This is a genomic window from Aliagarivorans taiwanensis DSM 22990, assembly GCF_000429505.1.
Taxonomy (GTDB): Bacteria; Pseudomonadota; Gammaproteobacteria; order Enterobacterales; family Celerinatantimonadaceae; genus Aliagarivorans; species Aliagarivorans taiwanensis.
On the sequence record NZ_AUBZ01000003.1, the window covers coordinates 37,240 to 63,529 of the forward strand.

Annotated in this window: 21 protein-coding genes; 13 read left to right on the forward strand and 8 right to left on the reverse strand. The window is 55.2% G+C overall.

Going from position 1 to position 26,290, the window contains the following annotated elements; genetic code table 11:
• Nucleotides 1–8 precede the first annotated feature (8 nt).
• Entirely contained in the window at nucleotides 9–1,082 is a 1,074-nt protein-coding gene (locus tag G462_RS0103050; protein WP_026957675.1) for a 3-deoxy-7-phosphoheptulonate synthase, read from the reverse strand.
• 310 nt (nucleotides 1,083–1,392) lie between these two features.
• Here G462_RS0103050 and G462_RS0103055 point away from each other — a divergent pair, with 310 nt between their 5' ends.
• The 3 genes from G462_RS0103055 to G462_RS0103065 all read left to right on the forward strand — a co-directional run bounded on the left by G462_RS0103055 (nucleotide 1,393) and on the right by G462_RS0103065 (nucleotide 4,868).
• A complete protein-coding gene (locus G462_RS0103055; protein WP_026957676.1) occupies nucleotides 1,393–2,631 on the forward strand; it encodes a threonine/serine exporter family protein in 1,239 nt (412 codons plus the stop codon).
• Between the two features lie 127 nt (nucleotides 2,632–2,758).
• Entirely contained in the window at nucleotides 2,759–3,307 is a 549-nt protein-coding gene (locus G462_RS21595; RefSeq protein ID WP_051326492.1) for a hypothetical protein, read from the forward strand.
• The gene (locus tag G462_RS0103065) at nucleotides 3,297–4,868 is read left to right on the forward strand and encodes a GMC family oxidoreductase (RefSeq protein WP_026957677.1); all 1,572 of its coding nucleotides are present in this window, start codon (nucleotides 3,297–3,299) and stop codon (nucleotides 4,866–4,868) included. The genes G462_RS21595 and G462_RS0103065 overlap by 11 nt, the downstream gene beginning before the upstream one ends.
• On the opposite strand, the gene G462_RS0103070 is transcribed toward G462_RS0103065, so the two are convergent.
• Nucleotides 4,865–5,539 (reverse strand): TIGR01621 family pseudouridine synthase, encoded by a 675-nt coding sequence (locus tag G462_RS0103070; RefSeq protein WP_026957678.1) that lies wholly within the window; start codon nucleotides 5,537–5,539, stop codon nucleotides 4,865–4,867. The genes G462_RS0103065 and G462_RS0103070 overlap by 4 nt on opposite strands.
• Nucleotides 5,540–5,673: 134 nt before the next feature.
• Between G462_RS0103070 and G462_RS0103075 the strand changes: the two genes are divergently transcribed.
• The 5 genes from G462_RS0103075 (at nucleotide 5,674) to G462_RS0103095 (ending at nucleotide 14,262) form a co-directional block, all read left to right on the forward strand.
• Complete coding sequence (locus G462_RS0103075) at nucleotides 5,674–7,374, forward strand: sensor histidine kinase (protein WP_026957679.1); 1,701 nt, start codon at nucleotides 5,674–5,676, stop codon at nucleotides 7,372–7,374.
• The gene (gene btsR, locus G462_RS0103080; RefSeq protein WP_026957680.1) at nucleotides 7,374–8,093 is read left to right on the forward strand and encodes a two-component system response regulator BtsR; all 720 of its coding nucleotides are present in this window, start codon (nucleotides 7,374–7,376) and stop codon (nucleotides 8,091–8,093) included. Before G462_RS0103075 ends, btsR begins: the two co-directional genes overlap by 1 nt.
• Nucleotides 8,094–8,325: 232 nt before the next feature.
• Nucleotides 8,326–9,588 carry a dicarboxylate/amino acid:cation symporter gene (locus tag G462_RS0103085; protein ID WP_026957681.1) on the forward strand — a complete coding sequence of 421 codons (1,263 nt, stop codon included), beginning with the start codon at nucleotides 8,326–8,328 and terminating at the stop codon, nucleotides 9,586–9,588.
• Between the two features lie 305 nt (nucleotides 9,589–9,893).
• Nucleotides 9,894–11,363: a carbon starvation CstA family protein gene (locus G462_RS0103090; RefSeq protein ID WP_026957682.1), complete on the forward strand. Its 1,470-nt coding sequence runs from the start codon at nucleotides 9,894–9,896 to the stop codon at nucleotides 11,361–11,363.
• 154 nt (nucleotides 11,364–11,517) lie between these two features.
• Entirely contained in the window at nucleotides 11,518–14,262 is a 2,745-nt protein-coding gene (locus tag G462_RS0103095) for a DUF2339 domain-containing protein (RefSeq protein ID WP_026957683.1), read from the forward strand.
• A 74-nt stretch (nucleotides 14,263–14,336) separates the two neighbouring features.
• Here G462_RS0103095 and G462_RS0103100 read toward each other — a convergent pair whose 3' ends face one another.
• Nucleotides 14,337–17,327 carry a DUF748 domain-containing protein gene (locus G462_RS0103100; protein ID WP_026957684.1) on the reverse strand — a complete coding sequence of 997 codons (2,991 nt, stop codon included), beginning with the start codon at nucleotides 17,325–17,327 and terminating at the stop codon, nucleotides 14,337–14,339.
• A gap of 38 nt (nucleotides 17,328–17,365) precedes the next feature.
• Nucleotides 17,366–17,992 (reverse strand): LysE family translocator, encoded by a 627-nt coding sequence (locus tag G462_RS0103105; protein WP_026957685.1) that lies wholly within the window; start codon nucleotides 17,990–17,992, stop codon nucleotides 17,366–17,368.
• A 223-nt stretch (nucleotides 17,993–18,215) separates the two neighbouring features.
• Here G462_RS0103105 and G462_RS0103110 point away from each other — a divergent pair, with 223 nt between their 5' ends.
• The 3 genes from G462_RS0103110 to G462_RS0103120 all read left to right on the forward strand — a co-directional run bounded on the left by G462_RS0103110 (nucleotide 18,216) and on the right by G462_RS0103120 (nucleotide 22,776).
• Nucleotides 18,216–19,460 (forward strand): diguanylate cyclase, encoded by a 1,245-nt coding sequence (locus tag G462_RS0103110; protein WP_026957686.1) that lies wholly within the window; start codon nucleotides 18,216–18,218, stop codon nucleotides 19,458–19,460.
• 97 nt (nucleotides 19,461–19,557) lie between these two features.
• Nucleotides 19,558–20,892: a DEAD/DEAH box helicase gene (locus G462_RS0103115; RefSeq protein ID WP_026957687.1), complete on the forward strand. Its 1,335-nt coding sequence runs from the start codon at nucleotides 19,558–19,560 to the stop codon at nucleotides 20,890–20,892.
• Nucleotides 20,893–20,997: 105 nt separating this feature from the next.
• The gene (locus tag G462_RS0103120) at nucleotides 20,998–22,776 is read left to right on the forward strand and encodes an ABC transporter ATP-binding protein (protein ID WP_026957688.1); all 1,779 of its coding nucleotides are present in this window, start codon (nucleotides 20,998–21,000) and stop codon (nucleotides 22,774–22,776) included.
• On the opposite strand, the gene G462_RS0103125 is transcribed toward G462_RS0103120, so the two are convergent.
• From G462_RS0103125 to G462_RS0103135, 3 genes are all read right to left on the reverse strand, one after another.
• Complete coding sequence (locus G462_RS0103125; RefSeq protein WP_169720130.1) at nucleotides 22,759–23,235, reverse strand: DUF2390 domain-containing protein; 477 nt, start codon at nucleotides 23,233–23,235, stop codon at nucleotides 22,759–22,761. The two genes, G462_RS0103120 and G462_RS0103125, sit on opposite strands and share 18 nt — an antisense overlap.
• A 126-nt stretch (nucleotides 23,236–23,361) precedes the next feature.
• A complete protein-coding gene (locus tag G462_RS0103130; RefSeq protein ID WP_026957690.1) occupies nucleotides 23,362–23,577 on the reverse strand; it encodes a cold-shock protein in 216 nt (71 codons plus the stop codon).
• A gap of 299 nt (nucleotides 23,578–23,876) precedes the next feature.
• Entirely contained in the window at nucleotides 23,877–24,107 is a 231-nt protein-coding gene (locus G462_RS0103135) for a DUF3820 family protein (RefSeq protein ID WP_026957691.1), read from the reverse strand.
• A 197-nt stretch (nucleotides 24,108–24,304) separates the two neighbouring features.
• Between G462_RS0103135 and G462_RS0103140 the strand changes: the two genes are divergently transcribed.
• Entirely contained in the window at nucleotides 24,305–24,583 is a 279-nt protein-coding gene (locus G462_RS0103140) for a hypothetical protein (protein ID WP_026957692.1), read from the forward strand.
• Nucleotides 24,584–24,820: 237 nt separating this feature from the next.
• Complete coding sequence (locus G462_RS0103145; protein WP_026957693.1) at nucleotides 24,821–25,384, forward strand: chalcone isomerase family protein; 564 nt, start codon at nucleotides 24,821–24,823, stop codon at nucleotides 25,382–25,384.
• On the opposite strand, the gene G462_RS0103150 is transcribed toward G462_RS0103145, so the two are convergent.
• Complete coding sequence (locus G462_RS0103150) at nucleotides 25,381–26,274, reverse strand: DMT family transporter (RefSeq protein ID WP_026957694.1); 894 nt, start codon at nucleotides 26,272–26,274, stop codon at nucleotides 25,381–25,383. The two genes, G462_RS0103145 and G462_RS0103150, sit on opposite strands and share 4 nt — an antisense overlap.
• Between the last annotated feature and the right edge of the window lie 16 nt (nucleotides 26,275–26,290).

Below are 26,290 nucleotides of genomic sequence, written 5' to 3' on the forward strand. Positions count from 1 at the left end.
TGTAGTCCTTAATCTTTAAAGCGCTGACGCAGAGCCTGAGCCAGATCCTGATTGGCTTTATCCAACACCTTGGCAGTGCTTTCCCAATCGATACAGGCATCGGTGACCGACACGCCGTAGGCCAGCTCGTGCTTAGGCAGGGAGCTTGGCTGATTGCCAGCGTTGAGGTTACTTTCGAGCATGATGCCGATAATTGACTGGTTACCTTCCTGGATCTGGTGAATCACATTCTCTGCAACCAACGGCTGTAGTTCGTGGTTTTTGCTTGAGTTTGCGTGGCTACAGTCTACCACCAAACTGGCAGGTAGATTGGCATCCTGCATGGCTTTTTCTGCCAGAGCCACATTTACCGAATCGTAGTTTGGCTGCTTGCCACCGCGCAGAATCACATGGCAGTCCGGGTTACCGGCAGTTTGCATGATAGCCACCTGGCCTTGCGGGCTCATACCGATAAAGCGGTGTGGTGAAGAGGCTGACTGCATACCGTTAATCGCAGTACTCAAGCTGCCATCGGTACCGTTTTTAAAGCCCACCGGCATCGACAGACCACTGGCCAGTTCGCGGTGAGTCTGCGACTCAGTGGTACGAGCACCAATCGCTGCCCAAGAGATCAGCTCAGAGATGTACTGCGGGCTCATCGGGTCGAGCGCTTCGGTGGCGGTTGGCAGGCCGAGCTCGGCAATCCAGGTCAGCAGCTCACGGGCTTGGTGCAGACCTTCTTCCACGTCAAAGCTGTTATCCATGTGCGGATCGTTAATCAGACCTTTCCAGCCTACCGTGGTACGTGGCTTTTCAAAGTAAACGCGCATCACAATGAACAGAGTATCTTGGTACTTGTCGTGTAGTACTTTAAGCTTTTTGGCGTACTCTTTGGCTTGCTCAACATCGTGCACTGAACACGGGCCGGTGATCACCAGCAGGCGCGGGTCTTTATGATGGCAGATATTGGCAATGGTCTTGCGCGAGCGGCGCACGAACTCCAGCGCGTTATCACTGGCTGGAAGCTTCTCCCGAAGTTGCTCGGGGGTAATCAGAATCTGTTGAGACTCAATATGAATATTGTTGACGCGATCTTGTTGCATTGACAGCTAACTCCTTCTTGGCTTGCACGGTGGCCTTGCTGTTTTGGTTGTGTGGCCACGAATAAAAACGATACCAAGGCAACAGCCATTTGCAATCTTCGGCGCAAAAAACCGCCAGCAACAGTGTAAAAACCGACTTTTCGGACGAAATCAGCCTTAAACCAGTGTTTTTTCCTATTTTTGTCAGACAAATGACCCCTCGCTTATTGTCATACATGAAGCAAAAATGCGACTATTTTTTGCTTCTTTCCCGGCCTGACTGTCTCTATAATCGCGCCACCTTAATCACCTTGCTAAAAAGCCATTAACAATGAGTTCGGTAAACTTCGATATAAAACGTCGCTTTGTTATCCGGCTAGGGAAGGCACTACATCAACTGGGCACACCGGCAGCACGCTTGGAATCGCTACTAACCCGCGTGGCCCGCACCCTGCATATTGACGGCACCTTTTTGGTCCAACCGACCAATCTGACCTTCGTGATGTGGGAACCCTCGGACGATCCCGAGCATATGCCGCTGGAAATGGCCCATATTGCGCGCACCCAACCGGGTGATATCAACCTCGGCGCACTGGCAAGAGTGAATCGCTTGGTTGACCGGGTGCTCAGCGGTGAAACCAGCCCCAGCCAAGCGCTGTTAAAACTGCGTGAGATTGAAGCCGACAATAGTCCTTATCCCGAGTGGCTGATGGCGCTGGCGTTTTGTATCAGTGGTGGCGCCTTTGCCATGCTGATCTCCAGCAACTGGCAAACCACCATCGGCTCCACCATTCTCAGCCTGATCAGTTACGCACTGGTGCATGGCGCGGCGCGCTCGCAACGTATCGCCAAGGCGCTTGAGCCTGCCTCGGCGATGTTTTGTGCGATCGGCGCGATGGCGATGACTCGCTTTATGCCGGAGCTGAATGTGTCGGTGGCGGTACTCTCGGCCATCATTATCTTTATCCCCGGGCTGTCGATTACCCTCGCCCTCAAGGAAGTCTCCGCCCGTGAACTGCTCTCGGGCACCGCCCGATTGGTGGACGCCTTTATGGTGATGTTTAAGCTCTACTTCGGCACGGTGCTGGGCATGGCCATTGGCGCCAAATTATGGGGCAAGGCCATCTTCCCGGAAGAGACCTTCTTATCGGCGGAACTGATCGCGTTGGCCGCACTAGTACTATCGCTATCACTGGTGGTGGTATTTAAGGTGAGGGTGCGCGACGCTCTGTGGTGTGTCATGTCGGGAGTGCTCGCCTATGTCAGCAGCATCGCCGCCAGCGAGGTTCTCGGCGATGGTTTGGGCCCGTTTGTCGGCGCACTGCTGGTTGGACTGTACGGCAATCTGTATGCCCGCGTGATGAAGGCCCCAGCCTCAGTGGTGCTGCTTCCCGGCATCGTACTGCTGGTTCCCGGCAGTAAAACCTATATCAGCCTAAACAGCATGATCATGGGCGAGTCGATCATCAATCAGCCGGATCTGGGCTCGCAAACCTTTCTGATATTTATGTCGTTGGTCGCCGGTCTGGTATTTGCCGACGTGCTGGTTGAGCCGCGCAACGACCTGTAATACCAACTCTCTTTATCAACTTGCTGCAACAGCTTGCGTCAGCGCAAGTTTTTGCAGCGCCGATTGGCGACGTTAGCCACTCTGCGACACACTGAAGCAAACAGGTTGGACCAGGGACGCTTCAACAATGTCACAACGCTTCACTCGCCGTCAGTTCTTACTGGCCAGCTTAGCTGGCGCAGGCGGACTGCTGGGCTGGTATCTTAGTCGCCCGCAGGACTTACCCCAGCAACGGGTTAAGGCCCGGCATCTCAGCGCGACGCAGCTGGAGGTGCTGGCAATGATGGCCCCCAGCCTTCTCTATCCGATAAGGCCCGACGCCCAGCAGCTGCACAATCTGCTGCAAGCCATCGACCAAGCCTACGGCTATCTCCCCGCTAGCACCCAGCAAGAGCTCTCTCAGCTACTCGATTTGCTACATCGCCGGGGCAGCTTTCTACTGCTTAGCGCCGGGATGAGCGATCTCTCCAAGTTCTCGATAAACCAGCGCATACAGCTACTCAACTACTGGCGTTTCCACAGCCTGGCGCTGCTCAATCAAGCCTACCAAGGGCTCCATGAGCTGGTCATGGCCTCGTGGTATGGCGATTCTGCCAACTGGCCTGCCCTCGACTATCAGCTGCCCGAGCCCTTCAAAAGCTTCGCCCTCGAGAGGAGTACGCCGCATGCTGGATGACCCTATCGCCAAGGGCTTGGCAGCTGGCTGGCAGCATTACTCCCCCGAGTCGCTGCCAGAGCGCTGGCCCGAGTTCGATGTGGTGATTATTGGCTCCGGCGCCGGAGGGGGGATCAGCGCCAAGATCCTCAGTGAAGCGGGGCTATCGGTACTGATTATCGAGTCGGGGCTGCTTCGCTCCAGTCGCGATTTTAACCTGCAAGAGGCGCAGGCCTATCCCGATCTCTACCAAGAGGCGGCCTCCCGCAAAACCAAAGACAAGGGGATCGGCATTCTGCAAGGGCATTGTGTCGGTGGCTCTACCACAGTGAACTGGACCACCTCGATCCGCACGCCCAACGCCACCTTGCAGCACTGGCAAGATGAGCATGGTTTAAGCGCACTTAGCGAGCAGCACTTGCAGCCCTACTTTGAAGAGGCCGAGCAGCTACTCAACATCAGCCCTTGGCAGGTACCGCCGAACGCCAATAACCGCGCCCTGCAGCAAGGCTGTGAGCAGCTTGGCTGGTCCCATCAAGTTATCTCGCGCAACGTCAAAGGCTGCTGGGACTTGGGCTACTGCGGTATGGGCTGCCCGACCAATGCCAAGCAGTCGATGCTAACCACATGTATTCCGCAGGCGCTGGAGCACAATGCCTGGCTGCTGTCGGGCTATCAAGTGTGGACGCTGGAACATAAGCAAGGGCGAGTAACCGGGCTATCTCTGAAACCCACCCTTGCCAGCGCCAGCAACAATCCGCCTTCGTTCTCGCTGTCGGCAAAGCATGTGGTACTAGCGGCCGGCAGCATCAATGGTCCGGCCTTGATGCTGCGCTCCAAGCTGCCCGATCCCCACCAGTTTATTGGCAAGCGCACCTTCTTACACCCGGTGCTCATCAGCGGCGCGTTGATGCCCTTTAAGGTGGAGGGCCACAAAGGCGCGCCCCAGTCGGTCTATTCTGACCAGCACCTGTGGCCGCGCCAAGGTTTGGGCTACAAACTGGAGGTACCGCCACTGCATCCTATCTTGGTGGCAACCAAGCTATGTGGCTTCGGCGAGCTGCATCAGCAATTGATGCAGCAGTTTAACCAACTGCAGGTGTGTCTGGCGCTGCTAAGCGACGGCTTTGATGCGCACAGCCAAGGCGGACAGGTAGAGTTGCGCGACGATGGTAGTGCGCTGCTCGATTATCCGTTTAACGATTACTTCTGGGATGGAGCAAGGCGGGCGCTGCTGAGCATGGCCGAGCTGCAGTTTGCTGCCGGGGCCGAGGCGGTCTATCCGCTGCATGAGCAAGCCGGGTTATGCTTTAGCTGGCCCGAGGCGAAGGCCTTGATTGAGACGTTGCCGATGAAGGCCCTGCAAACCAAGGTGGTGTCGGCCCATGTGATGGGCGGGTGTCCAATGGGCGGCGATATCCAGCGCTCTTTGGTGGATGACCTAGGTCGCTATCGCCACTTGGAGAACCTGTCGGTAATCGACGGCTCGATACTGCCCACCAGCTTGGGCGCGAACCCTCAACTCACCATTTATGCGCTGGCACTGCGGGCATCGAAGGCGCTCGCCCAGCAGCTTAGCTAGCCTTTGAGCTTGGGAAAGCTAACCTGCCAAGGCTCACTCAGCACCGTCAGCTGCTCGCTTAAGCCCTCACACTCGAAGAGCTCGGCGGCACTCGCTAGTTGGATCTGCTCGCCCTGCCAGTCGAAGTCCAAGGCATAGGCATGCAGGCAGCCACGCAGGAAGTCCTCACCGCTATAACGCTTATCGCCTAAGATCGGCGCGCCGACACTTTTCATGGCGACCCGCAGCTGATGAGTTCGACCGGTGTGGGGCTTGAGTAAAAACAGCCGGCGCTGCGGCGCAAGCGAGTAGCTAAAGAACTGGGTAATCGCCGGGTTATCCTGACTACGCGCCAACAGCCAACTGCCGTTGCGGCCTTTTTGCATATCGCCCTTAACCAAGCCCTGCTTCTTTTTGGGTTTGGCCGAAGCCAGCGCCAGATAATACTTGTTGATAAGGCCTTGGGAGAACAGTTCCTGAAAGTGCGCGGCGGCCGCTTTGTTGGTGGCCAAAATTAGTAAGCCGGAGGTGAGCTTGTCAAGGCGATGCACTGGCCACAGTTCGCACTCAAACTGCTGGCGCGCCCGTTCAACCACACCCAGCTCGCCATCCTCGCTGTGAAAATTCAGTCCACTTGGCTTGGAAATCACGATAAAATCACGGTGCTCTAACACCTTGGTCAAACTATTCATAACGCCTCTCACTTGAACGGGTCGCAGTATATACCTAAAGACAACAACTTAGGTATAAGCTCGCATTTTCGGGCAGCCGGAACTCCCGCTCAGAAAATAGGCGCTATGATACCTACATCCTAACGAAACAAGCGATGCCGATTAACGATTTTACCCTGTTGCTGGCGCTGGCCCAGCAGATGAGTGTGTTTTTGGTGGTGGCCTACTTACTCAGTAAAACCCCCATCTTCTTGCCGCTGACCAACCTAAGTCCGCGCCTACCTAACACCGTTACCATCTATCTGCTGTTCTCGGCATTTTGTGCACTGGGCTCCTACTTTGGGGTGCTGGTGGGCGATGCCATTGCCAATACCCGCGCCATTGGTGCTGTGTTAGGCGGCCTGTTTGGCGGCCCCACCATCGGCTATATGGTCGGCCTAACCGGCGGTCTGCATCGCTACTATATGGGCGGCTTTACCGATTTAGCATGCGCGGTATCGACCACCGCCGAGGGCCTGCTGGGCGGCTTGGTCCACTACTATGTGCGCCGCCGCAGCCATCGCAGCGAAGACTTGTTCTCACCGCTGTTGGCCTTTACTGTCACCTTGGTGGCCGAGGCGATGCAGATGGGCCTGATCCTACTCATCGCTAAGCCCTACGACCAAGCGCTGGAGCTGGTAAAACAGATTGCCCTGCCGATGCTTATCGCCAACTCCTGTGGCGCGGCACTGTTTATGATGATGATCCGTGACCGCCGCCGGATCTACGACAAGTACACCAGTTACTCCTCCACCAAGGCATTGCGCCTCGCCCAACGAATGGTTGGGGTATTCCGCGAGGGCTTTAACAACAAGAGCGCCGAGAAGATCGCCAAGGTGATCTACCAAGAGATCGGCGTATCGGCGGTAGCAATCACCAACACCAAGGAAGTATTGGCTTTCACTGGAATGGGCAGCGACCACCATAAAGCGGGCATGCCCATCTCCACCGGTCAAACCACCCTAGCCATTCAGGAAAACCGGGTGGTGTTTGCCAACGGCCTAGAAGACCAGTACCAATGCTCGATACGCGATAACTGCCCACTGGGGAGTGCCTTGGTGGTGCCGATCCGCGGCGCCGAGAATGAGGTGATTGGTACGGTAAAACTGTACGAGTCGAAGCGTCGGCTGTTTCTCAATATTAACCGCGCCTTAGGCGAGGGTATTGCCAGCGTACTCACCGAGCAGCTCACTGTGAGCCGTTATCTCCAGCAGAAACAGTTGCTCACCGAAGCGGAGCTGAAAGCCGCCAAGGCGCAGATCAGTCCGCACTTTTTGTTCAATGCCCTGAATACCATCAGCGCAGTGGTGCGCCGCGATGCCGATGCCTCGCGTAGCTTGATTGCCGACTTGGCGCTGTTTCTGCGCAACAACCTCAAGAGCAATCAGCAGCTCAACAGCGTGGCCAGCGAGCTGGAGCACACCATGGCCTACCTGCATATTGAGCAGGTGCGCTTTGCTGACCGCTTAGAGGTGGACGTAGATATTCACGATGATCTGATGCAGCAGGTGCTGCCCAGCTTTAGTCTGCAACCGCTGGTAGAAAATGCCATTAAACACGGTACCTCGAAGTTGCTGGAAACCGGCAAGCTGAAGATCTATAGCCGCGAACATAGTGGTATCCAGCAGATTGTGGTGGAAGACAATGCCGGCCTCTATCAACGCCCAGAGGCACCCAGCGAAGAAGGCTTAGGCATGCATATCGTAGACATGCGCCTGCGTCATGAGTTTGGTGGCGAATACTGCCTGAAGGTTGAAAGCGAGCCGCAGCAATTTACTCGGATGGTGATCAGCCTGCCGAATAAGGAGCAACACTAATGAAAGCCTTTGTGGTGGATGATGAGCCACTGGCCCGCGAGGAGCTGATTGAGCTACTCAAGCAGCACAGTGATATCGAGGTTGTCGGCAGTTATGGCAATGCCTTGGAGTGCCTTAAGGCGCTCTCGACCCACAAGCCCGATGTGATCTTTCTCGATATCGAGATGCCGCAGATCACCGGGCTAGAGCTGGCTAATATGCTCGAAGGCGAGCACGCCCCAGAGATTATCTTTGTCACCGCCTACGACGAGTTTGCCCTTGCCGCGTTCGAGCGTAACGCGGTGGACTACTTGCTAAAACCGGTAGTACCGGAGCGCTTAAAAAAATCCTTGGTGCGGCTGCAAGCCCGCCAACCCGAGCCGACACCCAACAGCTATCAAAGCATGCTGCAGGATGAGCCACTGAAGCTGATCCCTTGCTACTTTAATAATCGGGTGAAACTGCTGCGCCAGCAGGATATCGAGTATGCCTACTCCGACCTCAGTGGCGTGCATGTAGTAACCGCCGAGGGCACCAACCACACTCAGATCACTTTGAAGGCGCTGGAGGACAAAACGCCGCTCCTGCGCTGCCATCGTCAGTACCTGGTCAACGTCGAGGCCATCAAGGAGATCGCCATCGAAGACAACGGTGGTGCCATCTTGTTTACCCACCACGGTGCCCAACTGCCAGTGAGCCGCCGCTACTTTAAGTCCATCAAACAGCACTTTGGTCTGTAACTAACGCCTCAGATCACGTTCTTCAACCACCTTGCCCTCTCCCTAGAGGGCAAAACTCTCAGTTTTGCTAACAGCTCAGTGTAAAACCCTGATCTTAGCGGCAGTTATCCCACCCAGATGTTGCAGATTAATAGAACAAATAATAAAAGACCTTTGGAGTTTTTCGTTAGCCTTTTGAAAAAGGTTAATAGATATCGCCAAATTTCAACAATCTCATGGTGGAGAGTAAAACGTGGATAAAGCAAAAGGGTATCTGGGCAATATCGGTGTTCAGGTGGTAATCGCAATGGTCCTGGGTACCGCAATCGGTGCCATGATGGGCGAGTCAGCAGCGGTGTTCGCCCCGCTCGGAACAATCTTTATTAACCTAATCAGAATGTTGGTGATCCCACTGGTGGCAGTGGCGTTGATCTCCGGCGCCGCGGGTCTGGGCAACAGCCAAAACGCCGGCAAAGTGGGCATGACCACACTGGGCTTCTTCGGCATAACCTCAGCGTTGGCGGTTGCCTTGGCATTGCTGATGGGTATCGTGTTTAAGCCTGGCTCTGGCGTAAACATGAGCGCGGTACAAGGCATGTTCTCGACAGAATACGCCGCGCAAGGTGAGCTGCCGACCTTCTGGGAAACCATCACCGGGATGATCCCAACCAACGTGTTTGAATCGCTAACTGGCGGTAACATCCTGCAAATTTTGGTGTTCTGCATGTTCTTCGGCATCGCGATCTCACGCCTGGAGCGCAGCCGCCGCGAGCCGCTGATCAACGGGGTAAACTCGATTGTTGAAGCGATGGTATGGATGATCAACAAAGTAATGCTGATTGCCCCTCTCGGTGTATTTGGCCTGATGGCTGAAGCGGTAGGTACCTTCGGTTTTAGTGCGCTGACCGTGGTGGCCAAGCTGTTCTTTGTTTATGTGGCCGCCATTCTGATCTTTGGCTTTATCGGCTTCCCACTGATGGTTCAAGCCTTCTCTAAAGTCAGCGCTCGCCAGTTTATCTCGATGATGAAGAAGCCTCAGGTGGTGGCACTGTCTACCGCCTCGTCGATGGCTACCCTGCCAGTGACCATGGACACTGTGGAGAACGAGCTAAAAGTGCGCAACTCGACTGCCTCGTTCGTGCTACCACTGGGTGCCACCATCAACATGGCCGGTAACGCTATCTACTACGGTCTGGTTGCAGTATTCTTCGCCCAGATGTTTAACGTGGATCTGAGTATGGGCGCCTACATTGCCATCATTCTCACCTCGACCTTAGGCGCTGTCGGTCAGGCCGGTGTACCGGGCCCGTCCTTCTTGGTGGTTGCAGTACTGCTGGCAGCCGGTATTCCTATCGAAGGCCTGCCGCTACTGTTCGCTTTGGACCGTGTGTTTGACATGATCCGCACCGCTCTGAACATTACCGGTGATGCGGCCTGCGCGGTTATCGTCGACAACTTGGTTGAAGAAGAAGTGAGCATTACCGAGCCGGTAAGCCTGCGCGCTGAGCGCGCCTAGATCTCGCCTAAGTTTCGCTTTAAACAGGGCAGCCACCAGCGGGCTGCCCTGAATCTTTGAACACATTTCCCAACTACCTCAAACACGCCCCGCAACACCGGTCTATCGCTGTCACTCGCTGCTTTGTGATCCCGCTCAAATCCTTAAATTTTAGTAACAAATAAATCACTACCACTTACTGGCTATTTCGACCACTTAGGTCTCGATAGCACCGCTCAGCGAGTGATCAAATGAGAGCAAGTGCTGAGCTCGTTACAATCGCCCCCAGATTTAAGTACCCCTACCAAAAACAGAGAGACAGCAACATGATCTGGTTCCTAACTTGCGTAGCAGCCTTGATTGGTGGCTACTTCATCTACGGCGCGTTCGTCGAGAAAGTCTTTGGCATCAACGAAAACCGTCAAACCCCGGCTTACGCTAAGCAAGACGGTGTTGACTACCTGCCAATGTCGCAAAAACGTGTTTACCTTATTCAACTTCTTAACATCGCTGGTGTTGGCCCGATCTTCGGCCCAATCATGGGTGCCTTGTACGGCCCAGCGGCGATGCTGTGGATTGTAATCGGTTGTATCTTCGCCGGCGCAACCCACGACTACTTCTCTGGCATGCTGTCAGTGCGTAACGGCGGTGCGTCTGTTCCGGCACTGGCTGGTCGTTACCTCGGCCCAGCTGCTCGCCACTTTATGAATGTGTTTGCTGTCGTTCTATTGTTGTTGGTGGGTGTGGTGTTTGTGTCGGCGCCAGCGGGCATGATTACTAACCTGATCAACTCGCAAACCGAGCTGACTGTTGCCTTGGGTAGCATGGTAACCATTATCTTCGCCTACTACGTGGTTGCCACCATCGTACCTATCGATAAAGTGATTGGCCGCTTCTATCCGTTCTTCGGCGCGCTGCTTATCTTTATGTCGGTTGGCCTGATCACTGCGATTGCCTTCTCGGCGGATCACCAAGTACTGGCCGGCTTCGAGCCAAGCCAAATGTTTAGCAACATGAACCCGAACGACATGCCACTATGGCCTGCTCTGTTCATCACCATCGCTTGTGGTGCTATCTCTGGTTTCCACGCGACTCAGTCTCCACTGATGGCGCGCTGCATGGAAAACGAGAAGAACGGTCGCTTCGTGTTCTACGGTGCAATGATCGGTGAAGGTGTTATCGCCCTGATTTGGTGTGCCATCGCTCTGTCTTTCTTCGGCAGCGTTGACTCTCTGGCTGCTGCGGTTGCTGACGGTGGCCCGGGTAAAGTGGTATACGACGCGTCATTCGGCCTGCTGGGTGTATTCGGTGGCATCATCGCCTTCTTGGGTGTGGTTATCCTGCCAATCACCTCTGGCGACACCGCGTTCCGTTCAACCCGTCTGATTCTGGCTGAATACTTCAACATGAAGCAGACCAAAGTGAAGAACCGTCTGGCCATCGCAGTACCGGTATTCACCGTAGGTGCCATCCTGACTCAGGTAGACTTCGGGATTATCTGGCGCTACTTCGGCTTTGCGAACCAGCTGACTGCGGTAATGATGCTGTGGACTGCCTCAGCCTACCTGCTGCGCCACAACAAGCTGCACTGGATTACTACCCTGCCAGCGATGTTTATGAGCACAGTAGTGGTGACCTTCATCCTGAACTCAAGCTCACAAGGCTTCGGTCTGCCGATGAACGTATCAACCATCGCCGGCATCGTTACCACCTTGGTTATCACTGGCCTGATGATCAGCACCATGAAAGGTCGTGGTGAAGATGACGCAGAAGCGTCAGAGCTTGAGCAAGCCTAAAACTATTCCTTAGCTCTCTTGCTTTTGAGGCACCTTCGGGTGCCTTTTTTTGTTGCTCTCTTTTTGTTAATCGTCTTAGTAATTCAAAAGGTCTCTGTAAACAGCGGCTTAGCTCCGTTATAGTCAACGCACTGAATTCTAAAAGGACCTTATCGTGGAAATTGTGGTGATGATAGGTTTGGCGGTGCTGGTACTGCCGATAATTGCCATCGTGATGGCCAGCAACGCTGGCTCGTCAATCCGCAGCCTTAAACAGCGGCAAGTGCAGCTGGAGCAGCAAGTCGAAGCCCTGCAGCGTCAAATCTCGCAACAGCGCACAGCCCCTGTAGCAGAGCAAAGCGATTCCCAGTCTGAGCCTGAAGCGGTGCCAGCGCCTACGGACACTGTAACTGCACAGATAGCGCCCGCGGCAGAAAGGGCAAGCGAGAAAATCGAGTCCGTGACTACCAGCGAGCCTTCTTCCGATAACGCAGCGCCGGCCCAACCGGCGAGCGTGACCACTGCCGATGACACGCCGCAGTCGGAGCCCGCAAGCGCGTGGGCAGCGCCTACCGAATCCCCGATTATCCAGCACCTAAAGCGTTTCTGGATGGCCTGGAGTGGTGGCCTGTGCGTGGCCTTGGCGGGGATTTTTATGGTGCGCTATTCCATCGAAGAGGGCTTACTCTCCCCTGCCGCTCGCGTGAGCATAGGCGCAGCAATGGGCTTGTTGCTGCATGGCGTTGCCATCAAGTTGCGTCAGCGCACGCTACCTGATGTACCGGTCGCCCTTGGCGCTTTAGCCGGCGGGGCTAGCCTGTGTATCTTCGCCAGTGTTCTCTCCGCCCAACACCTCTATCACTTAATTCCCGAATGGCTAAGCTTCGCGCTTTTGGCGGTAACCGCCGTCGCCACCATGTGGCTGGCACTGTTCTACGGTCCGCCACTGGCCGGGCTGGGCATACTTGGGGCCTATCTGGTGCCGCTCGTGCTGGGTGCCAGCGAGTCTAACTGGCCGATGGCCTTTGGCTACAGCCTGCTGGTAAGCATCAGCGCCTTGGGCGTGCTGCGCTATGTGTTCCGCGATTGGCTCTGGTACGGTGCGCTAGCGGGCGCATTACTGTGGTTTGGCCTGAGCATTGTTGATGCGGCTAACACACCGACGCTGGTGCTGCTGCAATCCACCTACCTGGCGGTGCTTGGCTATCTGCTGCTGGCCTTCCCCAGCGGCGATTGGACACTTGGCCAAGTGCTGTGCTATCCAGACAAGCGCTTCCCCTACAAAGCGGCGCTGCTCAGGCTGGTAAAACCGGGTCGCGAGCCGCGTGAGATCCAAGCCTTCTCCTTTGGCTTGTTGGTGCTAGCCCAATGCCTAAGCCTGCTTACGGTCAGCCTAAGCGGCCCCGCCAGCTGGAGCTGGTTACCATTAATGGCGCTGCTGTTGTGGGCTAGCAGCCGCCAAGAGCGGCTCAGCTACTACCCATGGCTGTACCTGTTGGGTCTATTGGCGGTATTGCTGGCGCGTCAGTTTGATGTGGATAGCCTAAGCATGCTACCGCTGAAACAAGCGGGGTTAAGTGCCTGGCATTACAGCGGCTTGGCCTTGGCAGCCTTAGTGTTTGCCGCGGCGGGCTACAGCCTCAAGCACTGCCGCGCCAAAGCCTTGTGGGCCAGCTTGGCGTTTTTCAGTACTCCGCTGTTACTGCTAAGCGGTTACCTGCTGCGGCCCAATCTCAGCACGTCACTGTGGGCTGGCAATATGCCGTGGGTGGTGATCACCTTGCTGGTTGGCTTGCTAAACTTCGCCTTGCTCTCTCGGGTTGCCGGGCGGCGCGAGTGGCGCAGTCTGGCGATCAGCGTGTCGCTGGCCGGGCATTTTTGTTATGCGCTGAGCGTGAGCTGGCTGCTAGATAGCACCGGCCTCACCTTCGCCCTGAGCTTGCAGCTATGGGCGCTGGCCGCCACCATCAAACGCTTCCGTCTGCCGCAATTGGCCCGGGCCTATAAAGTGCTGCTAACGCTGGTGGTTGGCCGCCTAAGCTTGCACCCACTGCTGTTTGAACTCGATAAGCAATCGCTATGGCTGCTACTCAATGGCTTTGCCGCTACCGCGCTATGCGTGTTGGCGGGCAGACAGCTGACTCGTTATCAGCAGCTTAAGGCTTGGAGCGAAGGAGCGATGATCCACCTGCTCACGCTCAGCCTGTGGGCTGCGCTGCGCTATCTGTTGCACAGCGGCGATCTGTTCCAACCCAGCTACAGCGCCACCGAGGCCAGCTTGAACATGCTGCTGTTTGGCGCACTGGCGCTGGTTTATCAATACCGTAGCCATCTGGCGGGCAAACTGCGCCGCTACTACCAAGGCTATGCCGTGGTGCTGTTGGTCGCTGCTGCCGCCAACTACACGCTGTTGCTGATGGCGCTGACCTATAACTTACCTTGGCTGTGGCAGAACGTGGGCAGCTGGCCGCTGTTTAACCTAAGCACCCTAAGCTTTGCCGCGCCGGCCCTGTTGTTAGCGCTTGGTGGACAGCTCCACCGCCCATGGCGCAACTACTGTTGGTATGCGGCAGCAGCAACAATCTGGCTGTGGCTGAACATCGCATTGCATCATCTATGGCAGGGCAGCGTACGCTGGGATCTGCCGATTTCCAGCGCTGAGGTGTATAGCTTCTCGCTGATGTGGTTGCTGCTGGCCATTGCCGCCATCTTGCTGGGACATCGCTATCAGCTGAAGGCGGTGTATCAGTTTGGTCTGGCACAGCTACTGCTGACCATCGGCAAGTTGTTCTTAGTCGATATGGAAGGGCTCACCGGGCTGCTGCGGGTGGCGTCGTTCTTGGGCATGGGCCTGAGCCTGCTAGGCCTTTCTTACCTGCATAAACAGTTGGTGGGCAGCGCTAAACAAGAGTTGGACTAGCTCAGTAGATGCGGTGGCCAACAACCTGTGCCACCGCATATTAATTGACGCGCTCTTGCGAAAAGGCAAAAGAGCTAATTCGCGAGTATCGATAGCTCCACCGACGGCTCGCCTTGGGCGCTCTGCCGGTCGACCCGTTCAACAAACACCCGCTCCAACTCGATCCCCTGCTCCAGCAAGGCCTGCTTCACCGCATCGGCGCGCGCCTCTGCCAGCGCCTTATAGCGCGGCTCATCCACTTGCTGGATGTCCATCAGCGTTTGGTAGCGCAAACCCAGTAACTCCTCGTCCAGCGCGGCTAAGCGATCCTCAGCCTGCAGCTGTTGGCGCAATTGTTGGTAAGCTTCAGTGGCTTGCTCCGCGGGGACCGCCTCGAGGTAGGCTTGTTCGAGCGCGGTTTGCAGCGAGGGCTCGGCGAGGATCTCATCCAAGCCGATTAATGCCACTGCGGGCTCAGATTCGCCAGCACCTTGCTGTTGATCACTAAGCTTTTGATCGCTAAGCAGTTGTTCGCTAAGCAGTTGCAGCTTGATCGCCTCAGCCTCGCCGACCGGGTCAACATAGCCTTGCAGGCCTAGCTTGACTGACGGGCGCTGCTGGATGCCTTTCGCTAGCGAGGCTATGCGCTGGCTCTGCGCAGCTGTTAGCTCGCTGCTGCCCGGGGCAAAGCTTACTTGGCTGAGATTGTCGTCGGTTCCCACCAAGCTGGCAATAATGGAAAAGGGCGAGGTAATCAGCTTGGTAATGGCGCTGCCAATGGCCTTGCCGATCAGCGCGCTGACATCGAAGCTAGGGTCGTTGATATCGCCATTGACCTGCAGGCCGAGGTCAATCACCCCTTGGTCATCCTCGAGCAGGGCTACCGCCAGCTCCAGCGGCAAACTGGTGGCCTTCTCGCTTTGAATGCGCTTGCCCAGCTTAAGCTGCTCGATGACGATGCGATTGTCGCCATTAAGCTGGCCTTGCTCCACCTGATAGCCCAGGTCCAACGACAACTGGCCCCGCTCAATCACATAGCCCGCGTAGGTGCCGGAGTAGGCATTCAGTCGGGTCAGCTCCAGGTGTTCAAAGCTAAGCGCACTATCAAACTGCAACTGCTCGGCAAACGGCGCGGCTGTGCCTTGGAAGGCAACCGGCGCGTAGCCATCCACCTGCCCGCTAAGCTGCAGCTCGGCCGAGCTATCCGGGCGGTTACTCAAGGCGCCAAGTTGTCCATTAACCCGTTGGATTTCGGTTTGAAAGTTCGGCTCAAGGGTGTAGTCAGCAAAGTCCACCTGACCATCCTTCAGGCTCAAGCCCGCCAGCTCAATGGTCCAAGGCGCGGACTCGCTATCTTCACCTTGGCTCGCCTGCTGCTCGCTGTTGGCTGAGCTATCGCCAGCGCTACTGGAGGGCTTCACAAGACCTTGCAAGTTGGTGCTGAAATCGGGGCGGATCTCTATCTGCATGGCGGGCGCATCCAGCTGGCTACTGGCGATGCGAATAAGCCGAGTTTGCGAGTCCACCTCCAGAGAAGGCACATCTAAGCTGTTCCAAGCTAGCAATTCACTTTGGTCACGCTGGTCAATAATCTTCAGCTGCCCCAACTGATAACCACCAGCTAACTGATAGCTGAGCGGCTCCGCCCAGCTCAGCGTTAGCTCAGGGGTGGCCGAGAACAGCGCCGACTGGAGCGATATCTCCAGATAGGGGCTGAGGTAGCGGTTAAGCAGGCCCAGATTGAGCTGATCAATCTCGCCAGCCAAGGCCAAGGATTGGCCGGAAGGGTCAACTTGTCCGGCAAAGTCTAAGCGTCCACCGCTTGCAATAGAGAGACTTAGCCGGCTATCGAAGGCCTGCAACTGAGAGTCAATCGCGCCAGCTTGCAGGGATTCTAGCAGCAGCTGGTGTTGAACTGGCTCGCCAGAGAACTGCTCATCAAAGCGCAGCTTTGCATTGGCGATAGCTACTTGCTCAATGCTCCAGCGCCAAGCTGACTCAGCAGGTTCCGGTTCTGGAGAGGGTTGCTGTACCGATGATTCCGGCTGAAGCGTCGCAAGCGGCAATAGCTGCTGCTCGCCATCCAGAGCTAGCCATAGTGATAAGCCCTCGGAGTCGATAGAGGAAACGGAGAGCTGTTGCTGCGCTAAATCGAATGCCAAGCCGCTAACGCTGAGTCGCTCCTGACTTAGCCATGGCTGCTGCTCAATGGCTAACTGCAGATCGGCAAGCGTCAGTTGCTCACCGGCGAGTTTAAGCGCAACCTCCTCGGCAAAATCGAGCTCCAGCGCCAAGTCCAGATCCAACTTGCCTTGCTGCAACTGGATATCCACCGGCAGTTCGACCAACTGTACCAACGGGCTCAGAGTGATCTGCTTGAGGCTCAGCGCGCCTTCTAAGTGGCTATCGATCAGGTCTAAGCGCCCCAGCCAATGCAACTCTCCACCACTGCTAAAACTCATATCCAACCGATGCTGCTGGTCTTCGGCAGCCAGGTAGCTACTCAGCTCGCTGATCTCGAGATTGATCGGATCCAGGCTCAGCGACTTATCACTGCGCGCGTCGCGATAGTCTACTTGGGCATCAATCAGGCGAGTATTGCTGAGGGTAAAGCGCGGTAGCCCGCTATCGGCAGGCTGCTCAGCCTCGTTTGGCGATGAATCCGCAGGCGCTTGAAACGGGGCGAGCTTTTGCCAATTAAGTAGCCCTTGCTCGTCTACGCTCACATGCACATGCAGGCGTTCAAGCTCTATCGCGGTGACCAGCCATGCACGCTCGAATACTGACGATAGCGCTAGGTCGACTCTGGCGGCCTGCAACGAGAGCAATGGGTCCTCTGCGCTGCCCAGCTCCAGCTCGCTTAACTGGGCACTGAGTTTAAAAGGATGAAAGGATAGCGATCCAAGACGGGCAGGTGTTCCGAGTTGCGCACTCAGCTGCTTCTCTGCCTGCGAGCGGCCAAGGGTAGGCACAGCGACTAAGGCAAGCAGCAAATAGACAGCGAGCAGGCCGACCACCACCAGCAATACGGTTTTCCACCATGCCCACCGCTTGGTATTGCTTACCTCTGTTGCTGGCTGTGTCATCTCATCCACTCCTGTGAAGGCCACCTAACGTTTAGGCATTACTTATGACCGCTAAATAGCAGACGAATTCCCAAGCCTAGCAAGGCGAGCCCCATGGTGCGTTCAAACCAGTGACCCACCTTCAAAAATTGCCTGCGCACCCGCTGCGTTGTCAGCAGGTAAGACAACAGCATAAACCACAGTGCGGTTGCCACCATCATGTACACACCATAGGCGAACTGCACCGCGATCGGCGTGTCGTGGCTGATCACCACCGAGAACAGTGAAAGGAAGAACAGCAGGGCCTTTGGATTGGTACCATTGGTCAGAAAACCGTTGATAAAGGCTTGCCGAGGGGTCATGGCATTGCCGCCATCGAGCTCAATATCCTGCTGACTACGCGCCCCGGCTCTGAGCGACATAATCCCGATGTAAATCAGATACCCCGCCCCCACCAGCTTCACCAGATTAAACAGCCATAAGGAGTTGGCTACGATAAGGCCGATCCCCAGCACCGAGTACAGCACATGGATAAAGATGGCGCAGCCGACGCCGATGGAAGTTAGCATCGCGGCTTGCCGCCCTTGAGTAACGCCGTTTCGCAGCACCACCGCGAAATCAGGCCCGGGCGAGGCCACCGCCAACAAGTGCACCAAGGCCACGGTGGCAAACTCTGTCCAATACATGCTCATCCCACAAAAATTCTGAGTAATTCCAACATACTATACCGAAAGCCAGCCAAGTGGCAGGTAGCGCTTAGCCATCGTGGCAGAGAAGATGCCCACAAAATATGTAGGGATTTGGAGCAGTATCATCCACGTTTGCGTTTTGCCCCCAGCCGTCTATCTTCACCATTTGAGTTTGCAAGGATGCTCTACACTTAGCCAAGTGCAGTAGAAGGAATACGTTATGCTCCAAGTGCTGATAGTCGATGACAGCGCCACCGTTCTGAAGATCATTCGCCACGTCAGTGGCCGCCTCACCCACCTAAAGCCCGTGTTTGCTTCCAGCTTTGAACAAGCCAAGCAGCTGTATTTGAGTGCGCCAGATCAGTACTTTGCCGCCTTGTCCGATTACAGCCTGCCGGATTCACCCAACGGCGAGCTTATCGACTTCTTGCTCGAACAAGGCCTACCCACCGTGGTGCTTTCGGGTTCGTTCAATGAAAAAAATCAGGGTGAGCTCATCCTCAAGGGCGTGGTCGACTATGTGCTCAAGGAGGGGCGCTACTCTTACGAGCTGGCAATGGACCTACTCAACCAGCTCTATCAAAACCGCAATGTAAAGGTGCTGGTCGCCGAAGACTCGCGTAGCGCCCGCAAATATATCGTTGGCCAACTCAACCGCCACCTCTACCAAGTGATCGAGGCCGAGAACGGCGCGATAGCACTGCAAGCCCTGCGCGATGACCCGGAGATCAAGCTGTTAATTACCGACTATCAGATGCCGGAGATGGATGGCTATCAACTGGTGCAAACCATTCGCCACGAGATGGCCACGCGGCGCCTGTCGATCCTTGGGCTCTCTTCAGCCGACAATGTCATCGTCTCCAGCAAGTTCATTAAAAACGGCGCCGACGACTTCCTGCACAAGCCCTTCTCGGTGGAAGAGTTTCAGTGCCGGGTCAGCCACAACCTGAATACCCTGAGTATGCTAGAAGAGCTGGAAAAAGCCGCCTATCAAGACTACCTGACCGAGATCCCCAACCGCCGCTTCTTTATCGAACGGGCCCGTGAACTTTACGAGCAAGCCGAAAGTAAGCAAACCCAACTGGCAGTGGCGGTCATGGATATCGACAAGTTCAAACTATTCAACGACCAACACGGCCATGAGGCCGGCGATGCGGTGCTAAAACACTTTGCGCAAATCCTGAAGCGCTGTTTGGGCAAGTTTGTGTTTGGTCGCACCGGCGGCGAAGAGTTCAGTGTCGCGATGGCTGGGCTAAGCAACGACCAAGCCTACCAACTGCTCGATGCCTTCCGTAATCAGATCGCCGATAGCCACTGTGACTACAACGGCCAACAGCTCACCATCACCGTGAGCATCGGGGTGACCAACGACTTGAGCGAGCACCTGGAAGGGCAGCTTCACCATGCTGATGAGCTGCTCTACAATGCCAAGGAAGCCGGGCGAAACTTGGTGGTGGGTGATTAGCGCGTTAAACCGCGGCCAGCACCGGAATTGCTCGCTATTGCAGCAGGTCTGAGTATAATCGCCGCCTGTTAACTATCAGCTACAAGAGAGAAGCACCTTGCCATTTAGCCAATTCGGACTTGATCGACGCCTACTTTCCACCCTCGGCCACCTAGGGTTTGATAACGCGACTGAAATCCAGCGCCTTGCCATTCCGGCAGCGATGGCTGGCAAAGACCTAATGGCTTCCTCTAAGACTGGCTCAGGCAAGACCCTGGCCTACCTGCTACCGGCAGTGCAGCGCCTGCTTAAACAGCGCGCCCTGTCCAAGCGAGATCCACGCTGTGTAGTGCTGGCGCCAACCCGCGAGCTGGCCAAGCAGGTATTTGCTCAGGTACGCACCCTGCTGGCGAATACCTCGTTTAAAGCTACCCTGATCACCGGCGGTGAGAACTTTAACGACCAACGCAAAGCGCTGGCCAAAGATCCCCATGTTGTGGTGGCCACTCCGGGTCGTTTGGCCGATCATCTGAGCAAGCGCCACTTGTATCTGGAAGGGCTGGAGCTGCTGATTCTGGATGAAGCAGACCGTATGCTGGATTTGGGCTTTGCCGCGCAAATCAACCATATCAACCGCGCAGCCAGTCACCGCAAGCGCCAAACCATGATGTTCTCCGCGACCATGGACGACCCGCAAGTGCAGGATATCGCACAGGGTCTGCTGCAAGCACCCGAGCGTATCGCGGTGGGCTTTGGCTTCGCAGTGCACCAAGACATTAGCCAGCGCTTCTACCTAAGCGATAATGTTGAGCACAAAGAGAAGCAACTCGCTGAGCTGCTCAAGCAGCCTGAGCTTAACCAGGCCATCGTGTTCACCGCCACCCGCGCCGACACCCAGCGTCTGGCTGAGTTGTTTAACCAGCAAGGCATCGACAGCGCCGCACTCAACGCCGATCTGAACCAAGGTCAGCGCAATCAGATTATGGATGGCTTTGCCCGCGGCCAGTCCAAGGTGCTGTTTACCACCGACTTGGCCTCGCGCGGATTGGACATTGTGCAGGTTTCCCACGTTATCAACTTCGATATGCCAAAACATGTGGAAGAGTACGTGCATCGTATCGGCCGTACCGGACGCGCCGGCAATCAGGGGCAGGCCTTCTCCTTGGTTGGCCCTAAAGACTGGTACAGCTTCAAAACGCTGGAAAGCATGCTCGAAGGCAAACCCGAGTTTTCTGAGATTGAAGGTCTGGCTGCCAGTTTTAAAGGTCTGGCACCAAAGCGTAAGGCCAACAAGAGCAAGCCTCAGCCTTGGAAGAAGGCCAAGCAAGGGCCGAAGAAAGCAGGCGCAGCTAAACCCGCCAAGCGCAATAAAACCTTCGCTGCTGGCACCGATATGGGTGAAGCGCCAATTCGCCGTATGAAGGTCAAGCCAGAAGACCTCGATCAGGAGTAGTCACGCAACTGCGCCATCCCCTAAGCCACCCCGTATGCGGAATGTATGGTAGCTTAGGAATTCAGCGTTGCTATCTCGCTTGGCAGTCCAGGAGGAATCACCGGCATGACGCCACAAGCATACAGCTGGCAGAAGATCCGCCAGCTGATCTTCTCCAATAAACGTCCCTTGTTACTGGCGCAGGTGATTGCGATTTTCGCCACCTTGGCCAGTGTTCCCACGCCGCTACTGATGCCACTGTTGGTCGATGAAGTGTTGCTCGAGCAACCCGGCCCCGCACTGGCAGCCCTTGATAAGATCTTACCCAGCGCATGGCATGGCCCCACCGGCTACATTCTGTCGGTACTGTTCTTGGTCTTTCTGCTGCGCTTGGCCAGCACAGTGCTGGGGGTGCTGCAAAACCGTCAGTTCACCATTATCGGCAAACAGATCTGTTTTGAGATCCGCCGCGATCTGGTCGACTACCTCCCCAAGGTACAACTGCGCGAATATGAGACCCAAGGCTCGGGTGGGATCAGCGCTCGCTGTATCACTGATGTGGAAACCTTGGATAAGTTTATCAGTGAGAGTATCTCCAAGTTTGTGGTGGCGATCCTCACGGTGATTGGCACCGCGGCCATCTTGCTGTGGCTTAACTGGCAACTGGGGCTGGTGATTTTACTGCTGAATCCAGCGGTGGTGTACTTCTCCCAAAGCTTTGGCAAGCGGGTGAAAGAGCTCAAGCGCAAAGAAAATGCCGCCTTTGAAGCCTTTCAATTGGCGCTGATCGAAACTCTGGATAACATCCAGCAACTGCGTAGCGCTCAGCGCGAGAAGCACTACTTTAAAGAGGTGGTAAGCGCAGCCAACGAGCTTAAACAGCGCGCTATCGACTCACAATGGAAGACCGACGCCGCCAACCGACTTAGCTTTACCGTGTTCTTAGTCGGATTCGAGGCCTTCCGCGCCATCGCCATGCTGATGGTGGTGTTCTCCGATCTGACCGTAGGGCAGATCTTCGCAGTGTTTGGCTACCTGTGGTTTATGATGGGGCCGGTGCAAGAGCTACTGAACATGCAGTACAGCTATTTTGCAGCCAATGCCGCATTGACTCGCCTCAATCAGCTGTTCGCCATGCAGCCCGAGCCCCACTACCCTAATCAGGTCAACCCCTTCGCTAGTGAAGGCGATGTGGCAATCAGCCTGCGCGATGTCGACTTCTCCTACAACCCTGAATCACCAGTGCTGCAGCAGGTTAACTTGGAGGTGCCCGCAGGCAGGCGGGTTGCCTTGGTAGCGGTCAGTGGCGGTGGCAAGTCCACCATGGTGAACTTACTGTTAGGGCTGTATCAGGCCGATCGCGGCAGCATAAGGTTCAACGGCGAGCCCATTGAGAAGATCGGTTATGGCTGTATTCGCAGCAACGTCGCCACGGTGTTACAGCAACCGATACTGTTCAATGCCTCAGTGCGCGACAATCTTTGCCTTGGTGCCAACCATGATGACCAAGAGATATGGCAAGCGTTAGACATGGCCGAGCTTGGCGACACAGTGCGCGAGCTAGAGCAAGGGCTGGAGGCGCAGGTGGGGCGCAATGGCATCCGCCTCTCCGGCGGGCAGAAGCAACGAATGGCAATTGCCCGTATGGTTTTGAGCAATCCCAAGGTGGTGATCCTCGATGAGGCTACCTCTGCGCTGGATACCCAAACCGAGGCCCGGCTACACTATAATCTACGGCAGTTCCTCAAACAGCGCACCACCTTGATTATCGCCCATCGCCTGAGCGCAATTCGTCAGGCCGATATCATCTATGTGCTGGATGACGGTAGGGTCAGCCAAAGTGGTGAGCACCAGCAGTTATTAGCTCAGCCCGGCCTATACCAAACCCTATACAGCGGTCATTAGGGCTGCATTTTTTAGTTGCTCGAGCTGAGCGCGGTGCACGCTTAAGTACTCCGCCAGCGCATCGTCTGCCGCGACCTTATGCTCACCACTTAGCAGCGCGCTGAGCAGGTGCCCCTGCAGCGCTTGCTCAAGCTGCAGCTCCTGCGCTAATAAGCCCAGATACGCCAATTGGCTTAGTTGCTCCTTACAGCCACGTCGCATAGCGCGAAAGCGCGCCAGCTCCTCGCCATGCTGCTCAAGACAATACCGCCCTGCGATAAGATCAACGGCGCGCCCGACCCACCAGCTATACAGCAGACACAGAGTGAGATTAACGCTCAGACCGTGTTGGTCCTGCAAGGCTAACAAGCAGGGCTCGATACCCGGGGCGCGGTAGACGCGCCCAGCAAACTGCCAAGCCTGCTGCTGATGCCGGTGCAAGCTTGGAGGCAGCAGAGCGCAATAATGCGAAGGGCTCAAAGCCATTTTTCCAAACTCATGTTTCAACCCATGCTCTCAAACCTATCCTTTCAAGGTTATGCTAGCTTAGAAAACGCAAACGCCGCCCTAAAGGGCGGCGCTTCGCTAAGTTTGGCAACTTATCTATTAGGCAACAATGTTAACATTGTCAGCCTGAGGACCTTTCTGGCCTTGTACGACTTCGAAAGTCACCGCTTGCCCTTCAACTAGGGTGCGGCGCCCAGTGCCGTTGATTGCACGAAAATGTACAAACACGTCTGGACCAGACTCTTGCGCAATAAAACCAAATCCTTTTTCGTCGTTAAACCACTTAACGGTTCCGTTTAATAACTGATCAGACATCAGCTTCCTCTCATCTCATTCCGGTGCCTTAATGGCATCTATAACCTTGTATGCTCGGCAACACTCCATACATCTAGCCAAAAACAACTACCCGTCGAGAGTTTAGCTATGCTGTACCACAGCAGTGCATAAGCAATTTTCCTTGGACCTAGTTGTGAAAACCTAGTCGCCCCAAGAGCAAGTGCAGCTTAATGTGTCTTCATGACAAATTGTTTAAGCTAACATATAGCTCTCAGGCCACAGCTTACATAATCCGAGCGCAAAGGCAAAGTATTTATGTTCTATTACTGTTAATCTTATTAATTAGACATCAGCGGATAAATCAATTTTTCCAGGCCAGCGACTTTGATTTCAAGGGTAAACGCCATTAATTCCCCCAGTTCTCCAGGCGGAAATCCATCGCCATTGGCAAACCAAAGCAGGTACTCTTCGGGCAGTAGAATCAACTGCTTACCTGCGTACTTACCAAACGGCATCTGCTGCCGCGCTATTTTTAGTAACAGCCGTTTATCAAATAGCTCCTCAGCCATCTAGTTACCCTCGTTAATATGCGAATCAAGTAGGCCGAGCACCTACAGAATTAGCATTAGCACATCGCCCCGGCAATGAAACTGATAATACCGATTTGCCAAATATCATGCTGAAACTGGCAAGCAGTGCTTAATAAAAAAATGTAATTAAATTACAATCTAACCAAGAAAACCCTAAGTATTAGAGTTTATGTTCTATGGTAAAAACCACCCCAGACAAGCTACTCAGTAAACACGCTAAGCTTTGTCATAGTGACAATCTCAAGGTTGTCTCTCATCAGCAGCGCCAGCAAGGTGAGTGGATTCGGCACAGTTTAATGATTGAGGGAGTGGATGTCCCCTTTGTGTTTAAGCGCCGCGATGCTTACCGCAATCTAACTGGCCAACGGGTCAACCTAAGCTACTACCCCAGCGAAGAACAGGTTGGCGGCCTCGGCTTCGAAATCATGAAGGTGGTGCGTATCAAACGCAGCTAATCCTCGAGCGATGCACCAAGTATTGCTATTACTGGCAGGCTGGCTCTCAGCCTGCTTTACTGGCGATTATTTCACCAAATCTCCACATTTAGCAGCATGTTAGGAACTGGTCTATCCTGTTTGTCATTGAGAATAACTATCCAGTTGGCTCAAACTATGCCGCCCAAGGCGCAGCCAAATAGGCTGCCATTGGCGCTACGCGTAACGCAATAACACCTAAAAATATGGACTAAAACAATGACAAGATTACTTCAGGCTACCCTACTCTCATTGCTGCTGAGCTTTACCGCGAGCGCCCAAACTACCGTTGGTGGTGTCCAGGTGGAATCCCAACTCGATGTGGAATCACACTCGCTGCAGCACTACGGTAGCGGTATCCGCAGCAAGTTTTTCTTCAAGCTATACGTCGGCTCTTTGTACGCAGAACAGGCGGGGCTAAACGCCACCCAACTGCTTTCTGGCGAACACAATGTCGCAGTCAGCCTGGATATCATTTCTAATAAAATTACGTCAGAGCGGATGCGCGACACCATCGAAGAGGGCTTTGAGAAGGCCTCTGCAGGTAATATGGCGCCACTACGCGAACGCCTCGACAGCTTTGTTGCCGTGTTCGATGAGAAGATTGAGATTGGCGATCAGTTCCTGATGTTCGCCAATGACCAAGGCCAACTGCTGGCCTACAAAAACCAACAGCTGCTCACCACTGTAGAAGGCGCCGACTTTGCACAAACCCTGTTCGCCATCTGGCTGGGTGAGCAGCCGGCCGATGACAAGCTGAAAAGCAAAATGCTAGGTAACTAAATCGACGCCTTACGACGGGCTTGCCACAGCTTACGCGGTGAGAAGCCCGTCACCAAAGCCGTTCCCAGCAATACTACTACGCTGCCCACTAGACTATACCAAGATAGATCCTCACCCAGGAACACGCTGCCCCACAGCCCCCCGAACACCGGAATCAAAAAGGTCACGGTAAGCGCCGAGGCAGCGCCCACCTGCTCAATCAGGCGAAAATACAACAGGTAAGCCACGCCACTACAAACCGCTCCCAATACCACCACAGAGGTCCAGATCCCCGGTGAGCTCACTTCGGGCATCGGAAACAGTAGTAGCAGCGGCAATAAGATTACGGTGGCGCCCCACATGCTGCCATGGGCATTGGCCAGCGGCGCGATACCGCTCAGGCGCTTAGCGTAATTACTGGCGATGCCATAGCAACAGGCCGCCGCTAAACTGGCGGCAATGGCCAGCCACTGCTCATGACTAGCCTGTTGAAACTCGCCGCCGACTAAGATGGAGACGCCAGTCACCCCCAGCAACATACCCAGCAATGCGCGGGCGCTCAAGCGCTGCCCCAAGAATACAGCGGCGATCAACGCGCCCCACAGCGGCGCGCTGGCATTGAGAATGGACAGAATTGATGCTGGCAAGGTGAGCGCAGCGTAGGCCAGCAACACGAAGGGGAAAGCCGTGTTCATTGCGCCCAAGGTGAGATAGGCGCGCCAGTGCTTGGCTAACTCTAGCCGTCCTTTCAGTAGGCTACTCACAACCGCCAGAAACAGAGCAGCAAACAGTACTCGAAACTCGAACAGCCACACCGCGCCCATCACCGGAGCGGCGATGCGCATAAACATAAACGAAGAGCCCCAAATTGCCGCTAACAGCAGCAGGCGCAGTGCACTAGCTAGTTCCATATTACTTCCATTAACC